13 protein-coding genes are annotated in these 20117 nt (G+C 68.9%); 9 read left to right on the top strand and 4 right to left on the bottom strand.

Features of this window, described 5'->3' with window-relative positions; genetic code table 11:
• Nucleotides 1–39 precede the first annotated feature (39 nt).
• The 4 genes from JYJ93_RS28640 to JYJ93_RS40300 are packed head-to-tail and all read left to right on the top strand — an operon-like array spanning nucleotide 40 to nucleotide 10818.
• Nucleotides 40–4287, top strand: a complete 4248-nt coding sequence (locus JYJ93_RS28640) for a DUF6519 domain-containing protein (protein ID WP_206797490.1) — start codon at nucleotides 40–42, stop codon at nucleotides 4285–4287.
• Nucleotides 4288–4304: 17 nt separating this feature from the next.
• Nucleotides 4305–4793, top strand: a complete 489-nt coding sequence (locus JYJ93_RS28635) for a hypothetical protein (RefSeq protein WP_206797488.1) — start codon at nucleotides 4305–4307, stop codon at nucleotides 4791–4793.
• A gap of 6 nt (nucleotides 4794–4799) precedes the next feature.
• On the top strand, nucleotides 4800–10253 hold the full coding sequence (locus JYJ93_RS28630; RefSeq protein ID WP_347402705.1) for a DUF4157 domain-containing protein: 5454 nt from the start codon (nucleotides 4800–4802) through the stop codon (nucleotides 10251–10253).
• Between the two features lie 7 nt (nucleotides 10254–10260).
• Entirely contained in the window at nucleotides 10261–10818 is a 558-nt protein-coding gene (locus JYJ93_RS40300; protein ID WP_242543961.1) for a hypothetical protein, read from the top strand.
• Between the two features lie 298 nt (nucleotides 10819–11116).
• Here the strand turns inward: JYJ93_RS40300 and JYJ93_RS28620 are convergent, their stop codons facing one another.
• The gene (locus JYJ93_RS28620; protein ID WP_206797475.1) at nucleotides 11117–11368 is read right to left on the bottom strand and encodes a sigma factor-like helix-turn-helix DNA-binding protein; all 252 of its coding nucleotides are present in this window, start codon (nucleotides 11366–11368) and stop codon (nucleotides 11117–11119) included.
• A gap of 137 nt (nucleotides 11369–11505) precedes the next feature.
• On the opposite strand from JYJ93_RS28620, the gene JYJ93_RS28615 reads away from it, so the two are divergent.
• The 3 genes from JYJ93_RS28615 (at nucleotide 11506) to JYJ93_RS28605 (ending at nucleotide 14269) form a co-directional block, all read left to right on the top strand.
• Entirely contained in the window at nucleotides 11506–11829 is a 324-nt protein-coding gene (locus JYJ93_RS28615) for an alpha/beta hydrolase (protein ID WP_206797472.1), read from the top strand.
• Nucleotides 11830–11863: 34 nt separating this feature from the next.
• The gene (locus JYJ93_RS28610; protein WP_206797470.1) at nucleotides 11864–13519 is read left to right on the top strand and encodes an amidase; all 1656 of its coding nucleotides are present in this window, start codon (nucleotides 11864–11866) and stop codon (nucleotides 13517–13519) included.
• Between the two features lie 105 nt (nucleotides 13520–13624).
• Entirely contained in the window at nucleotides 13625–14269 is a 645-nt protein-coding gene (locus JYJ93_RS28605) for a DUF4386 domain-containing protein (protein ID WP_206797467.1), read from the top strand.
• On the opposite strand, the gene JYJ93_RS28600 is transcribed toward JYJ93_RS28605, so the two are convergent.
• The 3 genes from JYJ93_RS28600 to JYJ93_RS28590 form a co-directional block, all read right to left on the bottom strand.
• Nucleotides 14247–14852 (bottom strand): Crp/Fnr family transcriptional regulator, encoded by a 606-nt coding sequence (locus JYJ93_RS28600; protein ID WP_206797466.1) that lies wholly within the window; start codon nucleotides 14850–14852, stop codon nucleotides 14247–14249. The genes JYJ93_RS28605 and JYJ93_RS28600 overlap by 23 nt on opposite strands.
• Before the next feature lie 17 nt (nucleotides 14853–14869).
• Complete coding sequence (locus tag JYJ93_RS28595) at nucleotides 14870–16189, bottom strand: amidohydrolase (RefSeq protein WP_206797464.1); 1320 nt, start codon at nucleotides 16187–16189, stop codon at nucleotides 14870–14872.
• 70 nt (nucleotides 16190–16259) lie between these two features.
• Nucleotides 16260–17102, bottom strand: coding sequence for a methyltransferase domain-containing protein (locus JYJ93_RS28590; RefSeq protein ID WP_206797462.1), 843 nt, complete (start codon nucleotides 17100–17102; stop codon nucleotides 16260–16262).
• 203 nt (nucleotides 17103–17305) lie between these two features.
• Here JYJ93_RS28590 and JYJ93_RS28585 point away from each other — a divergent pair, with 203 nt between their 5' ends.
• Both JYJ93_RS28585 and JYJ93_RS28580 read left to right on the top strand, forming a co-directional pair.
• Entirely contained in the window at nucleotides 17306–18730 is a 1425-nt protein-coding gene (locus JYJ93_RS28585; protein WP_206797460.1) for an IPT/TIG domain-containing protein, read from the top strand.
• Nucleotides 18731–19214: 484 nt separating this feature from the next.
• Nucleotides 19215–20030, top strand: a complete 816-nt coding sequence (locus JYJ93_RS28580; RefSeq protein ID WP_206797451.1) for a hypothetical protein — start codon at nucleotides 19215–19217, stop codon at nucleotides 20028–20030.
• Nucleotides 20031–20117: the final 87 nt, after the last annotated feature.

Here is a 20117-nt window from a genome sequence, read left to right as displayed (position 1 = left end):
ACCTGAGACACCGGGAAGAGGACGGTTGAGAGAGCGACCATGAAAGGCGACTTCACCAGAGGCCATCGTCCTGATGCCAAGCGCAAGGAGAAGTACCGGCGCGTGCTCCTGCAGGAGGGGCGGCTCGTCCTGGACAGCGATGTCGCGGCCAGCGTCGACGCGGCCGACACGCTGATCCGCGACCTCGCGTCGGACGTGGGTTGCAAGCAGGGCAGTCCAAACCTGGGCTACCTCGCGACGCCGGGCCCGCTCCTGGCGGTGTTCGAGACGCTCGACGGCGTGACGCTGCCGGCACCGGGCGGCGCGTTCGTGGCGTACCGCGACTACGGCGCGAAGTACCACGAGCGCTTCCCGTCCCTGTACGTGGGGTCGCACGCGGCGGGCGGCTTCGTGAAGGTCCTCGCCCGGCGCAAGCTCACCAAGGCCCGCTATCCGAAGGTCCGACTCTGGCTGCGGGCCAACGCGAGCGTGGAGGTCCGGATCCAGGGCGTCAGCGCGGGCGTCGTCAACGCCAACGACGCGGGGAACTTCAAGTTCTACGACGTGCTGGTGCCCGCGGGCGCACCCGCCGAATACGACACCCTCGAGATCGGCTTCTCCGCGGCAGGCGCCGCGAACGAGGCGTGGATTGGCTTCATCGAGGGCTTCGAGGCGGCCACCAAGGCCCCGCTGTTCTCGTACACGCGCGGCCGGTACTACCTGCAGGGCCTCGCGGTCGAGTCGGCGGACGATGGGATGTTCTGGGAGTCCACCTTCCCGACCAGCAAGGGCTTCCCAGCCGGGGACACGCTGCCCGTCGCGGGGAGCTACGTCGTCGCCTACCTGGAAGGGTGGGAGCGGCTCATCACCCGCATCGAGGACGGCGGCATCCTGGAGCAGGCGCTGGGCGGCGTGCTCGACACGACGGTGCGCTCGAGGGCGGTGGGCCAGGTCAAGCTCGCCGTGTTCGCGAACGACGGCGGCGATCCGCTCGCGGGCAAGGACGACGTGCCGGCCGCCTTCGCCAAGGTCGACGCGGGCACCGGCAGGCTGAAGCTCACCACCAAGGTGGCGCCGGACAACCTGGACCCCTGCGCGATTCCGGAGGCAGGCGGCTACACGGGCGCGGACAACCGCTTCTACCGCTTCGAGGTGCACAAGGGCGGCGCGCTCGGGAATGTCGAAATCAAGTGGTCGAGGAACAACGGCTCGGACGTGTTCGCCGTCGCCTCCGTGGCGAACACGCTCACGAACCTGACGCTCGCGCCCGGCGCCGAGGTGAAGGACGGCGACCTCATCGAGCTACTCGATGAGACCGACGACCTGGGTGACGCCGCCCCCGCGGAGGTCGCGCTCGCGGCGAAGGTGTTCAGGGCTTCGCAGCGCTCGGTGGGGCAGCTCTTCTACGCGGAGACGACGGCCACCTCCGGGCAGCTCAAGCTTCGCGACGCGGTGACGCGGCTTCCGGTGAACGTGCCTGCGGACTTCGCCAACAAGACCCAGGCGCCCCGGAAGGTGCGGGTCTGGCACGGACTCCTGGTCACGAAGCCCAAGGTGCTGGGGGATCCGCCGGTCACCCTGTTCGACCTGGGCGATGGCATCGTCATCGAGCTGTCCGGCGCGGCCTTCCGCCCGGGCGACTACTGGCAACACGAAGCGCGCAAGATCAAGGACAACCAGAACGGTCCCTGGCAGGAGCCGCCGCACGGTCCGGAGCGGCTGTTCGCGCCGCTGGCCCTGTTCCGGTACACGGGCGAGAACGCGCCGCTGGAGCTGGTGCGCTGGTACGACCATCAGTACTCGGCGCTCTGCGAGCTGAACGCGGACGACATCGCCTACGACGGCGGCAAGGTCGGCACCGACGCGGACACCGTGCAGGAGGCGCTGGACGAACTGTACGCCAAGGAGGACGGCGGCTGCTGCGACGCGTCGCTGTCACCCTCCGAAACACAAGGGGACGACACCGCTCGCATCCAGCAGGCCATCGACGAGGCCATCGACGGCGCGACCCTCTGCCTGGAGCGAGGCATCTACCGGATCCACGGGACGCTGAACATCGTCGGGAGGCGGGTGACGCTCTCCGGATGTCCTCATGCGACGCTGCTCGGCTTCGAGGGGGACGCGCCGGTGTTCTTCGTGGATGGGGACGCGTGCCTCACCCTGCGCGACCTCCTCGTCTTCCGGCGCGAGGACTCGGGGCCGCTCGTGCAGCTCACGCTGTCCGGGGGAACGCCGGGGGAGAAGGGGCTCGCGCAGTTCGTCCCGACGCAGGTCCGCCTGGAAGGGGCCGCGCTGGTCCATGCCGGTGAGAATGGCGTCGCCATCCAGATCGCCAGGCCCGCGCTGCCGGACTTCAAGCCCGAGGAGCCGGCGCCGTTCGTGGTGTACCCCGACACGCGGGGGACCACGTCCATCCGCGCCGAGGAGTCGATCCTCCTGGGCGCGTGGGGCGTCGCCGCGGAGTACGTGTTCATGACCGAGCTCATCGAGTCGGTGGTGGTCTGCGAGCGGGCCGGCATCTACGCCAAGGGGGCGGGAGGTCTGCGGCTCCGGCGCTCCTCGTTCCAGGGATGGCTGGACGTGGAGCGCCGCAAGGTGCTCATCGACGCGGCGGACGAAGACCTGGAGAAGACGGTCACGAGGCTCATCGAAACGGAGGCCGGCGGCTACAACGCGGACAGCGTCGGCATCGGGGTGAGCGGGGTCGACTACTGGCGAAGCGAGTTCGAGCAGTGCACGTTCGCCTGCGGAAGCCCGGTGCTCATCGGGTACCTGTACGACCTGCTCTCGGTCGGCAACGAGTATGTGGGCGCGCATGCGGGCATCCGGGTGGACTACCTGTACCAGTGCCGGATGTCCGGGGACCGGTTCTCCACGTCCGGCGCGGCCGGGGTCTGGCTGCCGTGGCTGACCAGCTCACTGAAGGTCGAGGGGTGCACGTTCACGGGCCAGCGCGGCATCCTCCTGGCGGCCTCGGCGGATGGCAGCCCGCTGCCCGCCCTGGAGTCCACGTATCCCTCGCTCGCCGAGGTCGGCATCCACGACAACCAGTTCCTGTCCTACCTCGCGGGCGTCCAGATTGGACCGAGCCTCGTCCAGCAGCAGGAGGGAACGAGCCCGCCGGTGGTGAGCATGGAGGGGGTCGCGGTGACGGCGAACGTCTTCTCCAACACCTCCCTGGGCGTCGCCTGCACGCTCATGCCTCCGCCCCCCTGGGGTGAGGAGCCGGAGGAGCGGACCCAGCGGCTGCGCATCGCGGGCAATCAGCTCGACGCCGCGGTCGGGGTGCTCGCGCTGGGGAACGACGTGGTCGTCCAGGGCAACACCGTGCGTGGCCAGCAGCTGAGCTTCTCCAATGACGTGCTCGGCCTTCCGCTGCACAACGCGAGGCAGGTGGGCCTCTACCTGGCGGACGGTGGATACAGCGCCGTCCAGGACAACGTCATCACTCTGAGCGCGGTGTCGCAGGCCGAGAAGGGCGGGAGCGTGGGCATCCTTCTCTACGAGCGCTGGACCGAAGGCGAGCGCGACGGCATCACGGTCCAGGACAACACCGTCACCGCGTCGACTCCCTTCTGGGTCGCCGAGGGTGAGACGGGCGCCGGGACGCATGGGCTCCTGCTGGAGGGAAACCGCTTCACCGGGTTGGGATGCAGGTGCGAGCAGCTCTACGAGAGCGTCCTGCGGAACAACGTCTTCACGGGTGGGATCCGGATCACGATCTCGGGCGGAAACACCATCTCCGGCAACCGCCTGTCGCAGCTCCCGAGCAGCCACATCGCGCTCCGCATCACCCAGGTGTGGGGGGACTGGCAGATCGAGGACAACCGCGTGGATGGGAGCATCGTGCTGACCCCCTATGCGTACACGACCGCCGGAGTGGCGAGCACGTCTCCTCGGTTCATCGAGTCGCTGCAACCGTGGGTGGCTCCGGCGGACACGGTCAACCGGGGGACCGTCCGGGTCGCGGAGGTCCAGCCGATCCTCCAGACCTATACGAAGGCGCTCGCCGCGGCGGCCATCGACAAGGAGTACTCGTACAACGCGCAGGTGCAGGGCAACTGGGTGTCAGCGGATCTGGTCGTTGGCTGGCCGAACGTGACCTCCAAGTCGCCGTACGACACGTATCCGGCGGCGGTCGCGGACACGTACTCGGGGGTCCAGATCGTGGGCAACCGGGTCGGCGCCATGCTCGTCACGAACACGTACAGCCGGCTCGTGTTCGCGCACAACTTCGCGACGGACTTCAGCATCCCGGGGTGGAGCCAGACCGGGATCATCACCGCCCCGAACTTCAACGCACCCTGACGGAAAGGACGCACTTCATGCGACCGACGCAGAACATGAAGAAGGCCTTGAAGCTCCCGGACGTCAGTGACCCCCGTCCCCAGCGGCCCGCGCCCAAGAATCCAGGCGCGTGGGTGGCCGCGCGGCGTGAACAGCTGGAGCTGAGGCTCAAGTCGATTCGCGAGCTCTCGGGCAGCGCCGTGCTGACGCAGACGATGACCGCTGGACGGGAGCTCATCCAGGAGCTGTCGAAGGCGGCGCAGCAGGGAAAGAAAGACATCCCGCAGACTCCGCCGACCAACACCCCGACGAAGCCGCCCACCAAGGCGGAGCTCGCGAAGATTGAAGAAGCAGAGCGCAAGGCACTCGAGGCCTGGAAGGGCATCGAGAAGGACGCGCAGGAGCGGCTCGCGCTCCGCATCCGCCGGGGTGAGGCGAGGGTGCGGGCGCTGACCGCGTATCAGTCCGCGCGCACTTGCGGGCTCGGAGGACCGAAGAGCCAACCGCGGAAGCCGGAGAAGGGCTGACCCAAGGTGGGACGCCCGGCCGCGAAGACTCCGGCGCCTGTGAATGCGCCGAGCGCGGCGGTACCCGCGTCGCGGGCCGCTGAAGCCACCGGTGTGTCCCACGCGGCCGACCCGGGCTTCTCGGGGGGCAGTCCTCTGGGCCCTTCGACCCGGTCGCGGATGGAGGGCGCCTTCGGGCGTTCGTTCGACGGTGTGCGGGTGCACACGGATGCGCGCGCGGCGGGCTTCGCCGCCGAGCACCAGGCGGAGGCCGTCACCACCGGACAGGACATCGCCTTCGGGACGTCGAAGTACCGCCCCGGCACCGAGGGCGGCGACAGGCTGCTCGCGCACGAGCTGACCCACGTGGTGCAGCAGGGCAACTCCGCGCGCGGAGCCCCCCAGGCCAAGAGCGAGGTCTCCACGCCGAACGAGCCAGCCGAGATGCAGGCCGACGCGGCTGCTTCACGGGTGCTGTCGGGACATCCGGCTGGAGTCACCGAGGGCAGCTATTCGGGGTCGACGCGAAACCGGCTGATGCGCAAGGCGCTGTCCCCGGCGAGCGTGCCGGTGCCAGGCAATGCCGCGGAGACAGCCGGACCGACGGAGGCGAAGTCCGCCAATGGCCCCGAAGTGACAGGGGGGCCGCCAGGGAAGAAGCGGAAGAAGTCCGAGGAGGCGGAAGCGGCCGAGGCCGGCAAGGAGCAGGCGAAGACGCCCGGAGAAGAGGGCGCCGGGGCTGAAGCGAAGACGGCGGAGGCGCGGCAGGCCGGCGTCGAGGAGCCCGCGTCCACCCAGAAGACGCAGGACGGGAAGCAAGGCGGCAGAGCGGCCGTGAGCGGTGGCCTCGCGGGAAGGCTCGCGCAGTCGCTGCGCGAGAAGGTGACGAGGGGAGAGGAGAAGCCCGCGCTGTCGCCCGGAGCGAACGAGACGCTCCGCGAGGCAGCGGAGTCCGGAGTCACCGGCGCGAAGAAGGAGCAGGGCAAGGCCGGTGAAGCCCGAGCGGCCGGACTCCAGACTCCCGGAGCAAAGGCCGCCGCCGGTGAAGTGGCCGGGCCGCGTGGAACGAAGCCCGCGGGTGGGGCCCTCAGGGGAACAACGCCGGCTGAAGCAAAGGCAGGTGCCGCCGGGAAGGAGCCCGGAGCACCCATCGAAGGCAAGGCCGGTGCTGCTGGGAAGGAGCCTGGAGCGCCCGGTGAGGGCAAGGCCGGTGCCGCTGGGAAGGAGCCCGGAGCACCCGTCGAAGGCAAGGCCGGTGCTGCTGGGAAGGAGCCTGGAGCGCCCGGTGAAGGCAAGGCCGAGGGACGAAAGGGCGCCGAAGCAGAAGGCGCGGCGACAGGTGAGAAGGGCGCCGAGAAGAAGCCGGGCGCGGCCGACGAAGCAAAGGCCCTTGCGGGAGAGAAGGAAGAGGGCACCAAGAAGGGCAAGGGCGGCGACGCGAGCGCCAAGGCCGAGGGCCAGGCCAAGGCCCGACAGGGCGTCCCCGGAGATGTGAAGAAGGCCCTCGAAGGCGCGAACGACAAGGGCCCGGCGGGTGCATCGCCAGCGACAGCGGAGCGCGAGCCCGCGGCAGCTGGAGGCGGCGGAGGCGGCGGAGGTGGCGGTGGCGGTGCTGGCGGAGAGGGAGGCTCCGAATCTCCCGAGGCCCAGGCCACCGAGGAGAAGATCTACGAGAAGCAGCCCGAGGAAGAGGCTGCCGCCGAAGCACAACAAGATCAGGAGGAAACCGCCGAGGGTGAAGCAGGCGGCGGTGTTGAAGCCGAGGCCGAAGGTGGAGGTGGTTCGGAGCCGACGGAAGCGCTGAGTGGTGGTGGCGGAGGCGAAGGAGACACCGAGCCCACCAGCGCCGACGCCGCGGAGAAGGGACCCACCGAACAGCAGGTCGAGGCCAAGGAGGCCGCGTCCACAGCGGAGACGAACCGGGAGATCGCCGAACAGAAGCAGGCCGACGCCGAAGAGGCGCAGGCGCAAGAGCCAGCTCCCGAGAGCGCGGGCCCCGAGGAGGGGGCGCTCTCTCCAGCGGAACAGGGCGCGGCGACAGCCTCCGTGAGCGAGGACGCGGGCGGTGGTGCCGGCGCTGCCGCCGGCGGCGGTGGAGGCGGAGGAGCCATCCCCGACAAGCCCGCGCCGGCCGTCCCTGATGTCTCGGGCAGCGAGCCCAAGGCCGGGCTCGGGTCGCTCAAGGGCCTGGCGCCCATGTCCATCCAGGGCGCGCTCGGGAGCGTCTCCCAGTCGGTCTCGAAGTCTGTCGGCGACAAGAAACAGGCGCTCGCCGCGAACCCACCCACGCGCGCGGCCTCCTCGGGCATGCCCGGCAAGAAGGGCGCGACGCGGCTTGCCCCCGGCGCTGACGGCAAGGGCGGCACGAAGGCCGAGAAGGTGAACGAAGGCGCCGCGGTCGAGACGCCCGCGGCCGAGCCCGTTCCCGAGGCTCCAGCCCCCGCCGTCAACGCGGTGACCGCCCCCTCGACGAGCGGCACTGGCGAAGGAGAGATGTCGCAGCAGGACGCGGACCGGATGGGTTCCGCGGTCGACAACATGCCCACCTCGGATCCCGAGGTGAGCACCAGCGCCGGCCCGCCGCCCACGCTCGCGCTCGAAGGGAACGCGGATCCCTCGCAGGTCACGGCCCAGCGCGTGAAGATGGACCAGTCCGTGGCGGCCGCGCACGACACGGGCAAGGCCGACGCGCGCAAGCCGATGGGGGAGAACGAGATTGCTCCCCAGGAAACCCACGAGACGCTCGCCGCGAAGGTGCCCGCCAGCGGAGGCGGCGCGGGCGGAGGGGCGGCGGGAGGAGCGGGCGGCCCGGACGCGGAGGCCGCGTCGATCATCGCCCAGGAGAAGAGCCAGGCGGAGATCGACGCCGCGGTCGAGAAGGGCCAGGGCGACATGGCCCAGGAGGAGGCGAAGGAACAGGAAGCCTCCGAGGCCGAAACCCAGCGCACCCAGGACCTGGCCGCCCAGGCCGAGTCAGACGCCGCGGCGGAGCAGGAAGCGGAGAAGGCCGCCGCCCAGAACGAGGTCGCGAAGAAGCGCGGCGAGTGGAACGAGGAGCAGCAGGCCGCCGTCGACAAGAGCCACACCGAGGCCGACACGAAGCAGCAGGAGGCCGACGAGAAGGTCGAAACAGAGAAGACGCAAGCCGACGAGAGCGCCAGCAAGACCCTCCACGAGGGCGAGGAGAAGGCCCAGCAGGCCAAGGAGGAGGGAGAGGCCAAGGCCGAGCGCGAGAAGGCCAAGGCGAAGGAGGAGTCGAGCGGCTTCTTCGGCTGGCTCGCGTCGAAGGCGAAGGCGTTCTTCAACAAGATCAAGGAGGCCGTGAAGAGCGTCATGAAGGCGCTCCGCGCGGCGGTGAAGGCGGCCATCGAAGCGGCGAAGAAGGCCGCGGTCGCGCTGATTGAAAAGGCGCGGCAGGCGGTGGTCGCGGCCATCCGTCTCGCGGGTGACGCGCTGATCGCCATCAGCGACGTGGCGCTCGCCGCGTTCCCGGAACTCAAGGCGAAGTTCCAGGGCGCCGTCCGCCAGACCGTCCAGGACGCCGAGGACGCGGTCAACAACATCGCGGACAAGCTGAAGAAGGGCGTCACGAAGCTGCTCGACGCGCTCGGCGAGTTCCTCGACAAGGCCCTGGGGCTTCTGGAGAAGGGCCTGCTCGCGGCCGTGGACGCGGTCGCCGCCGTGGTGGACTCGGCGATCAAGGCGGCGGAGGCCGTCGCCAAGGCGCTGGGGACCTTCCTCGCGCTCATCAAGGACATCGCGGCGGGCCCGGGTCAGTGGATCGCGAACCTGGGCGCCGCTGTCGTGGACGGCATCAAGAACCACCTCGTGAAGGCCATGGCGTCGGCCATCAGCGACTGGTTCAAGAGCAAGGTCGAGGAGGTGCTGGGCATCCCCGTCGACCTGATGAAGGCGCTCTTCACGGGCGGCTTCAACCTGGAGGCCATCGGGAAGATGGCCTGGGAGGCGCTCAAGTCCGCGGTCCCGGGCATCCTGGTCCAGCTGCTGATCGAAAAGCTGGTGGCGATGATCGTCCCCGCCGCGGGCGCGGTGATGGCCATCATCGAGGGCGTCCAGGCGGCGTGGGGCGCGGTCAGCCGGATCATCGCGGCCATCGATTCCTTCATCACCTTCCTGAAGGCGGTGAAGGGCGGGAACGCCGGCCCTCCGTTCGCGACCGCGGTGGCGGCGGGCGCCGTGGCGGTGATCGACTTCGTCGCCAACTGGCTGCTCAAGCGCCTCATGAAGCCGGCGAAGAAGGTGTCCGGCAAGCTGGCCGCGCTGGGCAAGAAGATCCTGGCCAAGATCAAGAAGGGGCTGAAGAAGGCCGGCAAGAAGCTCAAGAAGTTCTTCAAGAAGGCGGGCCAGAAGCTCAAGAAGCTGAAGGACAAGGTCTTCGGCAAGAAGAAGAAGGGCAAGGGCCGGGACAAGAAGAAGGACAAGGACAAGAAGAAGAAGGAGCAGATCGAAAGGGCGCTGCGCGAGGTGCCTCCCAAGGTCCGGGCGCTCGTCGCCAAACGGCCCAGGAAGCTCATGCTCACGATGCAGCTCCTGAAGCTCAAGGTGCAGTACCGCCTCAAGAAGCTGGCCGTCAGCGGCACCCGCCCGAACTACACCATCTCGGGGTTCATCAACCCGCCGTTGCCCGACGAGAAGATCTTCGGGGTCGACTCACACAAGTTCCTCAAGGCGGTCCAACTCGTCGCACAGAAGTGGGCGAAGCGGCGCAAGGCGGAAGAGCGCGCGCCGGATCAGGACTTGATGGCCATGCCGCAATTCGGAGTCGAGACCCGAGGCTTCGGAAAGGGGGGCGTCCACAGCCCCGGCATGGCGGGCGCGGATCCGGTCTCGTTCGAGACGAAGGGCTCCCTGACGCTCATTCCTGGCGTGGAGAAGCCTCGCTCGTATCTCGCGATCACGAATGAGCTGGAGAAATTGAGCGCGGAGGACCGCGACAAGTTCGGGACGATGCTCGCGCAGCTCGTCAAGCGCAAGCGCGCGGACGCCAACGTGGCGGGGCTGGGGGAGGTCTTCGGGACGATGTTCGTCTCCGAGCGCAAGCGGCACTCGAAGAACCTCGTCTACGCGCTCATGGCGGTCCAGACGATGGCCGCGGGTGGCACGTCACCCGTGGAGATGCTGAACCCGAAACAAGGGGAGGGCGGCGGCGTCTTCCCACCGGCCTACAAGGGGGCGGTGCAGGGGCAGGGAGGCACGTCCAGGCTCGGAAACAATCCGACCCAGGAGGCGCTGGATCAGTGGTCCGCCAAGGAGACCCAGAAGCAGGCCAAGCTGCCCGAGTACAGGCAGACGAATCCGGAGCAGACATTCGCCGAGGCGTATCGCCGCGAAGTGGAGCAAATCAAACGGTGGGCCAAGGCGGCGGGGCTGGAGGAGAAGGTCTTCAACAAGGATATGTCCGCGCAGGAGATCGCCGATATCATCGACGGTGCTCTCGCGAGCTATTTCTCGAAGGGATGAGGCACCCATGCGCACCTTGATCCTCAAGGAAGCTGTCGGGCGGGAGCGGATGGAAGAGGTGATGCGCGGGATGGGGCTCACGCTCGCCAAGGACGACACGGTGGAGCAGATGGTCTGGCGGGTCTGGATGGCCGCTGACCGCCAGAGCGCCGTGCATGACATCGACGATTTCGTGACGAAGGTCCGCTACCTCTCCGTTCGCGGAAAGAAGGAGGGCGCGCTCGTGAAGCAGTTGTCGGCGGCCCTCCCTGTCTGGGCCCGTGACGACCTGCTCAAGCATGCGCTGGCGCTGCTCGCCCACGGCTCGGACGAGGACCGGCAGAAGGTCGCCTTCGAGGTGGCGGCGGAGATGGACGAGTACGATGCCGCCTCCGCGGGTGTCCTGACGGCCTTCCTCAAGATGGACGAGCCGAGCATCCGCCGCGCCGGGGCACGCGCGCTGCGCTCCCGTCCCTGGTCCATCTTTCGCGGCACGGCGAAGCAGCTCTCCGAGGACGCAGACCCTGAAATCGCCGCCGTCGGCAAGGAGATGCTGGCGCGAATCATCGAGCAGCATGGCGAGTAGTGGATGTCAGGGGCCTCCCGCGCGGTCCTTCTCCACGCCAGGGGCCGCTCCCACCGGCTCCAGGTGCGGGAGGTGGCCCGGGGACGCAGCTCGCGCGCCACGGCGAGCCGCAGGCGCTCCCGGGCCTGCGCGGAAGGCAGGGGGCCTTCCTCGCTTGTCTCCAGGGCGCGCTTGAGCGCGATGAACTCCCGCAGACAGCTTCCGCACACGGGGAGGTGGTCCTCGACGGCCTGCCGGGTTTCGGGGTCCAGCGTTCCGAAGTGGTAGGCCACCAGCTCGGGCGCCACCGTGTGGCAGCTCATGGGTGCATCTCCTCGCGCAGCTGTTTCACCCGTTCGTGCATCCGGGACTTCACCGTTCCCAGAGGGCGGCGCAGGACGTCCGCCATCTCCGCGTAGGACATGCCCTGCGTGCGCAGGGCGTAGAGCTCGCCAAGCTCCAGGGGGAGCCGGGCCACGGCGTCGCGCAGGGCATCCCGGACCTGCTGGTTCTCGAGCGCGTGCTCGGGGCTGGGGCCCGGCGCTGGCGGTGAGTTGGCTTCCTTCTTCAAGGCCCGGGTCGCCCGGTGTCGAGCAGAGGAAGAAGTTCCTTGAGGAGGCTGCCCTGCAGCGCGATGTGGAGTTCGCGGGCGGTGAAACAAAATATACGAGCGGCACGCCTGAAACGCTGAGTGACAGGTCGACTGCGATGGATCGCGAGTTCTACGACTTCTATCGCACCGCGCGGGGGCACCACCCGAACACCACGACGCACCCGACGCTCAGCAGCAATACCCGGTTCATGAACTTCTACCCGTTCACGGACATCGAGACGATCTCTCCCCGGCCGATGCTCTTCATCGCGGGGGAGAACGCCCACTCCCGGGAGTTCAGTGATGAGGCCTACCGGCTTGCCGGTGAACCCAAGGAACGGGTCATCGTGCCCGGCGCGGGTCACGTGGACCTCTACGACCGCGTCGGCCTGATTCCCTTTGAAGCGCTGACCAAGTTCTTCCGGAACAGTCTGAAGTAGCCTTGGCGCCCTCCACATTCCGGGTGCCTGCTCCATGACGAAGAAGACGGCTGCTTCCGACGTGAACCCTGGCTTCTCCCGCCGCACGCTCCTCGGGGCCGCGGCGGCCGTGACGGGGGCGCTGGCCGCGCGGGATGCGCGTGCCCAGGCGCCTTCCGCCGCCGCGCCAGGGACCTTCGCGCTCGAAGAGGTGACGGTCGCGGAGCTGCGGGCAGGCCTGGAGTCTGGCAAGCACACCGCGCGCGGGCTGACGGAGGCCTACCTCGCGCGCATCCGGGAACTCGACCGCACCGGGGACCTGCCACTGTGCTCCGTCATCGAGCTCAACCCCGACGCGCTCACGCAGGCCGACGCGCTGGACGCCGAGCGCAAGGCGAAGGGCTCACGCGGGCCGCTGCACGGCATCCCCGTGCTCATCAAGGACAACATCGCCACGGCGGACAAGATGCAGACCACGGCGGGCTCACTCGCGCTGGTGGGCGCCGTGCCTTCTCGCGATGCGTTCATCGTGGAGCGGCTGCGCGCCGCCGGTGCCGTCCTCCTGGGCAAGACGAACCTCAGTGAATGGGCCAACTTCCGCTCCACGCACTCGATGAGCGGCTGGAGCGGGCGCGGCGGCCTGTGTCGCAACCCCTATGCTCTCGACCGGACCCCTTCCGGTTCAAGCTCCGGTTCGGGCGCGGCCACCGCGGCCAACTTCTGCGCCGTGTCGGTGGGCACGGAGACGGACGGCTCCATCGTCTCGCCCGCGTCCGCGTGTTCGCTGGTGGGGCTGAAGCCCACGGTGGGGCTCGTCAGCCGCGCGGGCATCATCCCCATCTCGTCGACCCAGGACACCGCGGGCCCCATGACGCGCACCGTGGCGGACGCCGCGGTGCTGCTGGGCGTGCTCGCGGGCGAGGACCCGCGCGACGCGGCCACCACCGCCAGCCGGGGCCACGCTCATCCGGACTACACGAAGTTCCTCGACCCCAAGGGGCTCGCGGGGGCGCGTATCGGTGTGCCGCGTGAGCGCTTCTTCGGCTACCACCCGGCCACGGACGCCATCGCGGAGCGCGCGCTCGAAGTGATGAAGGCGCAAGGGGCCGTGCTGGTGGACCTGGTGGCGCTGCCCAACGCCGCGAAGCTCGACGCGCCGGAGATGGAGGTGCTGCTGTATGAGTTCAAGGCGGGCCTGGAGGCCTGGCTCGCACAGCTCGGCGAAGGCGCCCCCGTGCGGACGCTCGCGGACCTCATCGCCTTCAACGAGAAGAACCGCGAGCGCGAGATGCCCTACTTCGGCCAGGAGCTACTGCTCCAGGCGCAGAAGAAGGGTCCGCTCACCGACGCCGCCTACAAGAAGGCGCTCGCGGCGTGCCGCCGGTACTCGCGCGCCGAGGGCGTGGACGCGGTGATGAACAAGCACAAGCTGGATGCGCTCGTAGCCCCGACCCAGGCACCGGCGGGTCCCATCGACCTGGTGCTGGGCGACCACTGGCTGGGCAGCAGCTCCACGCCCGCCGCCGTCTCCGGCTACCCCAGCATCACCGTGCCCGCGGGCGATGTTCATGGGCTGCCGGTGGGGGTGTCCTTCATCGGCCGCGCCTGGAGCGAGCCTGTGTTGCTCAAGCTCGCCTACGCCTACGAGCAGGCCTCGCACGCGCGCCGCAAGCCCGGGTTCGCCCGGAGCCTGAATCCGCGTGGCGGGTAGGGTGGACCGGCCCGTGCCCACTTCTTGATCCGCGTCAATGCGCGCGAGGGCTCCTCCCTCCACTCTGGAGGCCACAACGTCGCTGAACGTTCTGGAGCCCTCGCGATGAACATCTCCCGCCTTCACTCCCGTTCCCTGGGCGCGCTCTTCCTCCTGCCGTTTCTTGCCTACGGCATCGGCACCGCGCTCGTCACCTCCGTCCTCGAGGAGCCGGAGCTGCTGGCCGGACAGAGGACGCTGTTCGTCGGAGGGGCGCTGCTGCTCCTGCTGGATGCCTTCCTCGTCGTCGGGATTGGCGTGCTGTTCTTCCCGATCCTCCGCGAGCGGAGCCAGGGCATCGCCGTCGCGTACGTCTGCACGCGGGTGATGGAGGCGCTGGTCCTCATCGTCGGAGTGGTGTTCCTGCTGTGCATCCTTCCGCTCGCGGACTCCGCGCCGCTGGAGCGGGTGACGCTGGTCAACCTTCTCTCGAAGGGGAACTTCTGGGCGTACCAGCTCGCGATGATCATCCTGGGCGTTGGCAGCGTGGCGTTCTGCCTGACGCTGTACCGCTCCCGGCTGCTTCCCGCGTGGCTCCCGCTGCTGGGCGCGGTGGGCTACGGGTCCCTGGCGCTGGGATGCGTGCTCGAGCTCTTCGGGCTGCCGTGGGGCCTCTTCTTCTCCGGGCCCGGAGGCCTGTTCGAGCTGTTCCTGGGCGGCTGGCTCATCGCCAGGGGGTTCCGGACGGTCACGCCTTCGGTCGCGGCGTAGCCGGCTTGCCGCGCGTGGCAAGCCGCTTGCGGATCCGGCTCAGCGACTCGGGCTTCACGCCGATGTAGCTGGCCAACTGGTACTGCGGGATCCGCTGGAGGAGGTCCGGCCGCGCCTTGGAGAGCTTGAGGTAGCGCTCCTCCGGGGTATCGGTGAGATGGGAGTTGAACCGCTCCTGCTGCTCCGCCAGGACCTTCTGCATCACCCTCCGGGAGATGCTCTCGAAGCGAGGGAAGCGCTGGTACAGGTCCCCCTCGCGTTGCTCGGTGCCCACCACCACCGTGGTGTCTTCCGCGCAGACCAGGAAGTGATCCGCCGGGGTCTGGTTCATCATGCTGTGAATCGAGAGGACCCATTCGTCCTCGGTGAAGAACCCGTTGCTGCGCTCTTCACCGTCGACGACGGTGTACTGGCGGACGCAGCCCTGGAGGACGAAGTAGGCCTCCGTGGAGACCTGTCCCGCCATGAGCAGGTGCGAGCCCTTCAGGCAGGTCTTCACCACCATGCTGTCCAGGATGGCCTGGGCCTCCTCGTCCGACAGCGGAGCGATGCGGCGGAAGTAGTCGACGAGCTTGTTCTTCATGAGGGCACCGCGGGGCCTCAGGGCCTGCCCAGCAGCTCCAGCGCGGAGGTGGTCAGCAAGGTGACGCCGGTGCGCAGCGCGCGCTCGCGGTCCGGCGCGTAGAGGGGCGAGTGCGGGGAGGGCAGCGCCTCCTCCGTGCCCTTGGCCTCGGCGAAGCGTTTGGGCTCGGTGATGCCCAGCCACAACATCACCGAGGGCACGCCCGCGCGGCCATACTCGGAGAAGTCCTCTCCGCCCATGACGGACGGCGTCTCGCCGAGGTTCTTGTCGCCCATCACCTTCGCCACCGCGTCCACCAGCCGCTTCGTGAGCGCGGGGTCATTGAAGGTGGCGGGCGTGCCTTCGGTGACCTTGACGTCGGGCGGGCGGGGCGCTCCGGAGGCCATCGCCTCCGCCTTGGCGATGCGCTCGATGCCGGCCAGCAGCGCCTTGCGCACCTCCGGCTTGTACGTGCGCACCGTGAGCTGCAGGCGCACCTCGTCCGGGATGATGTTGTGCTTGGTGCCACCGTGGATGGAGCCCACCGTGATGACCGCCGGCTCCAGCGGGCTCTTCTCCCGGCTGACGAGCGTCTGCAGCGAGAGGACGGTCCGCGCAGCCATCACCACCGGATCCACGGTGGTGTGTGGATACGCGCCGTGCCCGCCCTTGCCGTAGAGGGTGACGTCCACCGAGTCCACGCTCGCCAGCGCATAACCGGGGGTGAACCGCACCGTCCCCGCCGCGGCGTTGGCCACGGTGTGCATGGCCACGGCGACGTCCGGCTTGGGGAAGCGCTTGAAGAGGCCATCCGCCAGCATCTGCCGGGCCCCCGCTCCAATCTCCTCGGCCGGCTGTCCCACCAGCATCAGCGTGCCCCGCCACCGGTCCTTCGTCCGCGCCAGCAGCGTGGCCGTGCCAATCCATGACGTCATGTGCACGTCGTGCCCGCACGCGTGCATCACCGGGACCTCCGTCCCTGCGCCATCCTTCGCCTTCGTCCTGCTGGCGTAGGGCAGCCCCGTCTTCTCCTCCACCGGCAGCCCGTCCAGGTCCGTGCGCAGCATCACCGTGGGCCCCTTGCCGTTGCGCAACAGGGCCACCACGCCGTGCCCGCCCACCTTCGGGGTCACCTCAAAGCCGAGCTCGCGCAGGCGCTCGGCCAGCTTCGCCGCCGTCTTCTCCTCCTGGAGTGACAGCTCGGGCGTCTGGTGCAGGTCGCGGTAGAGCGCGTCCAGTTCGGGGTAGAGCGCGTCCAGGCCCGCGAGGACCGGAGGAGGGGGCTCCGCCGCGAGCACGGGGCCGCCAAGCGCCGCCACACAGGCGAAGAGCAGGGGAAGCAGGGGGAGCGTTTTCACCAGGGGCCTCCTGACGGTCAGGGAGCCCCCACTACAGCACGTCCCGCGCGGAGCTTCGCGCCGGAAGCCCTCACGCGAAGGCGGCGCTGCGCAGGACCATCACATCGGCGAAGTCGTGACGCGGCGGCGCGAGATACAGCGCCCCCTGCGACACCTGCTCGAGGAAGTGCTCGCCATAGTCGTGGCGGGGGCCCGAGGCGTACACGGTGATGTCCCGCGTCTTCGCCACGTCCCCGAGCATCCGGGCCACCGCGTGCGCCACCTCTCCCCAGAAGGGGAAGTAGAGATAGAACGCGGTGCCGTCCGACATGTCCACATCGCGGACATCCGCGTGGATGAACTCCAGGTTTGGCAGCGCGAAACGTTGGCTGTTGCGGCGCGCGGACTCGACATACGTCTGTCCATACTCCACGCCCTTGACCCGAGCAGAGGAGCTCGCGGCGACGGTGATGGCGAACTTCCCGTTGCCGCAGCCGAGATCGTAGACCACGTCGCGCGGCCCCGGGCTCGTGATGGAGAGGAAGTCGGAGATGCGCTGGGCCCGCGAGGCCATGTTCACCTGACCGAACGGGGGGCGGTCCTGGCCGGTGGTGATGCGTGAGATGCGCAGCAGGCCCTCGAGCCAGTCATCCGCCGCCGTGCTCGCGCGGCCCGTGGCTTCAATGAAGCCGAGCCCCTCCCACTGCTCGCGGAAGCGCGCCGGTGAGAGGTCCCCCGTTCGAAGCTGCTGGGCGACGTCATCTCCGGCCGCATCCAGCGCCTCGGTGACCAGGAGTGCACGCGCCTGCAGCGCGGCCCAGAGCGCCTGGAGCTCCGGACGGGCCCGCACATCGAGCAGGAGCAACTCCGGTTCCACGTTCTCCTGCACGAAGGCGAACTGCTCAAGCAGTGCCCACTGAACGCCCAGGCTCAACGTTCGCAAATCCGTTGGGATCAGGAGCGTCTCGGCGCGCTCGACCCACCAGGGAGGGGCAGGGGGGACGGGGGCGGAGGGCGGCATGGGACAGGATGATATCAAATCGCCAGCCTTGCTCCCGGCTCCAGTGGGTGAAGCTGGCTTGAGGCATACCCGGGCCCGGGTGTGGCCGGCGCGAGGGACTCCGAGTCCTTCCTGTCATGCAGGGAGAATCCATCCGGAGCGCCCCCACGGCTGGTGTGCCATCGGGCACGCTGAAGGTCGCGTGGTTGCTGTGGCTCACATTGTGGGCGCTGACAGGCTGCATCGAGCAGCGAGACGCCGAGGTGCTCCCCGATCCCGGCACCTCCACCGATAGTACCTGCGAGGGCGTTGCCCCCCGCACGCTGGAGGAGGTCCACGCGGCGCACTTCGCCGCGGAGCGCCCCACGGGCTGCACGGTGGGATGTCATGACACCGGCGCGGGCGGCCTGACGTTCCGTGACGCCCACGAGCTGTGGCTGGCCACCGTGCGGCAGCCCTCGCACGGCGACTCCTCGCGCCTGCTCGTGGAGCCCGGCCACCCGGAGCGCAGCCTCCTGTACCTCAAGCTTCGGCCGGACGCGCAGGGACGCATGCCGCAGGGCGGGCCCTTCCTGGACGCCGCCGCGCTGCAAGACGTCGCCGGGTGGATCTGCGCCGGTGCGCCGGAGCCGTCCACCTCCGTCACGGATGGCGGCCTGCCCGCCCGCCCGGTTCCCACGCTCGACACCCTCACGCCCTCCGCCGTGCAGGAGGGGGTGGGCGAGGTGGTGCTCTCCGTGGGAGGCGGTGGCTTCGTGGACGAAAGCCAGGTGGAGGTGGACGGCATCGCCATGCCCACGACCCCTGACGGTCCGCAGCGGCTGGAGGCCCGCGTGGCGGCGTCCGTGACGGCGCGGGCCGGTACGCACCAGGTGCGCGTCGTCACTCCGGCGCCAGGGGGCGGCGCCAGCGCCAGCCTCGACTTCACCGTCACCGCGACGGGCGTGGTGCTCCCCACGGTGTTCTCGCTGTCCCCCTGCGGCACGGTGGCGGGCTCGGGGGCGTTCACCCTCACCGTGCATGGCATGAACTTCAAGGAGGGCGCGAGCCTCTCCTTCAACGGCACGACGGTGGCGGCGACCTTCATCAGCCCCGAAGAGCTGCGCGCCTCCATTCCCGCCGCGCTGGTGGCCTCCGCGCCCGGTGGCAATGCCGTCACAGTCACCGTCGTCCACCCGGCACCGGGCAGGGAGACGTCCGCGCCCGTGACGTTCGGCGTGGCCAGCAAGGTGTCCACGCTCGCGTCGGACGTGCAACCCATCTTCACGGCGACCTGCGCCACCAGCGGTTGTCATGCGACCGCGTCCACGCCGGTGAACCTCACCGCGGGCAACGCCTACAACGAACTCGTCGGCGTCCCCACCAGCAGCAAGGGCTGTGGCCAGCGGCTGCGCGTGCAGGCCTGTGGCCCGCTGCGCGCACAGAGCTTCCTCATCGACAAGATCCTCGCGACCAACAGCAGCCCCGCGTGCTCCGGTGGCGCCATGCCCAAGGGAAGCCCGCTGTCGGCCGCGCAGAAGCAGGCCGTCATCGACTGGGTCGCCCAGGGCGCACCCCGGTAGGGGCCTCCTGACGGTCAGGGCGCCCCCACCGTGCTCGGGCGAGGCCTACCTTCGGGTCGTGGCCGAAGGGGGCCCCATGTCCACGAGCAACCTACCAATCGAGGTCGAGCTCATGCCCTGCAACGCCATGCGCTCGGCGCAGGAGCCCCTCCGGCCGCCCCATCCCTGCACCTTCTTCCGTCAGTGGGGGAGATCCGACTGAGCAAGGGCGGGACAGCTCGCGATGAATCCACAGACCGGGCACCTGCGGCGCGACACGGATGAGAGCGGGTTCTGACCTCATCGTGAAAATCCAACGGGCCGAGCCACCTCCGCCACCTGTTGGATTGGAATCTTCCATTCATATCTCATACGCCACACGGTCACGCCCTGAAGGATTGCATTATCCATATTATCAGGGTAGTCGGTATTTGCTGGGATGCGCCAGGACAGGCACGAACGGATGGCCTGGCGTGTGCCGCCGCCACTGCAAGGGAAACCGACCATGTTGCGAAACCTCTCCCCGTTGCTCTTCGTGACCGTGCTGGCTGCCTGTGCTGTTGATGTCGAGGAAGGCGGCCATGGAACGCCATCCTCTCAAGGACAAACGCTCCGCGAACCTGGGAACTGCGTCGGTGACTGTGGCGCGCTCACGACCTGTGGCGATGGTGTCTGTAACTACGGCGAGACGACCACGAGCTGTCCGTACGACTGCGGTAGCTCCCCGGGGACGGTGCTCGGCCGGTTCTCCCAGTGGTGCGGCAAGGTCAACAGCCACACGTCATCGAACGGGAGCTGGACTCCTGATTCGGACTGCTCTTCCGGCTGCAACATCGGCGGCGTGGGGTATTGCCAGAAGTTCTGGCCTGGCTCGACGGTCATCCGGCAGGTCCCGGTTTCTTCCAAGCCGACCTCCGCCTGGGCTACCGCCGGGTGTGGTCCCGTCAGTGATGAATGGGATGGCGATACGGAGTTCGAGTGCGTCGACGATACCGTCTATTGCGGCGACGGTGTTTGCAATGGTGGGGAGACGAGTTCGAGTTGCCCGGCCGACTGCGTGACGGTCCTCGGGCGCATCTCCCGCTGGTGCGGCAAGGTCAACAGCCACGCGTCCCCGAATGGGAGCTGGACTCCTGACTCGGACTGCTCATCCGGGTGCAACATCGGCGGCGTGGCGTACTGCCAGAAGTTCTGGCCCGCCGCTTCGGGCATCCGGCAGGTCCCGGTTTCCTCCAAGCTGACCTCCGCCTGGGCAACGGCCGGGTGTGGTCCCGTCAGTGATGAATGGGACGGTGACGACGAGTTCGAATGCCTGGATTGAGGTGAGCCAGGCCCTGGGCTGGTGCCTTGGTGTGATGTCGCGCGCTCCCGCCATGCCTACCTCTGGCGGGAGCACTCGAAGGGGGAG

Source organism: Corallococcus sp. NCSPR001, from assembly GCF_017309135.1.
Taxonomy (GTDB): domain Bacteria; phylum Myxococcota; class Myxococcia; order Myxococcales; family Myxococcaceae; genus Corallococcus.
This window is presented reverse-complemented; position numbering and strand designations above follow the sequence as displayed.

Coding starts and splice junctions, on each gene's coding strand:
- JYJ93_RS28640 (WP_206797490.1), top strand. CDS start 40: ATGAAAGGCGACTTCACCAGAGGCCATCGTCCTGATGCCAAGCGCAAG.
- JYJ93_RS28635 (WP_206797488.1), top strand. CDS start 4,305: ATGCGACCGACGCAGAACATGAAGAAGGCCTTGAAGCTCCCGGACGTC.
- JYJ93_RS40300 (WP_242543961.1), top strand. CDS start 10,261: ATGCGCACCTTGATCCTCAAGGAAGCTGTCGGGCGGGAGCGGATGGAA.
- JYJ93_RS28615 (WP_206797472.1), top strand. CDS start 11,506: ATGGATCGCGAGTTCTACGACTTCTATCGCACCGCGCGGGGGCACCAC.
- JYJ93_RS28610 (WP_206797470.1), top strand. CDS start 11,864: ATGACGAAGAAGACGGCTGCTTCCGACGTGAACCCTGGCTTCTCCCGC.
- JYJ93_RS28605 (WP_206797467.1), top strand. CDS start 13,625: ATGAACATCTCCCGCCTTCACTCCCGTTCCCTGGGCGCGCTCTTCCTC.
- JYJ93_RS28600 (WP_206797466.1), bottom strand. CDS start 14,852: ATGAAGAACAAGCTCGTCGACTACTTCCGCCGCATCGCTCCGCTGTCG.
- JYJ93_RS28585 (WP_206797460.1), top strand. CDS start 17,306: ATGCAGGGAGAATCCATCCGGAGCGCCCCCACGGCTGGTGTGCCATCG.
- JYJ93_RS28580 (WP_206797451.1), top strand. CDS start 19,215: ATGTTGCGAAACCTCTCCCCGTTGCTCTTCGTGACCGTGCTGGCTGCC.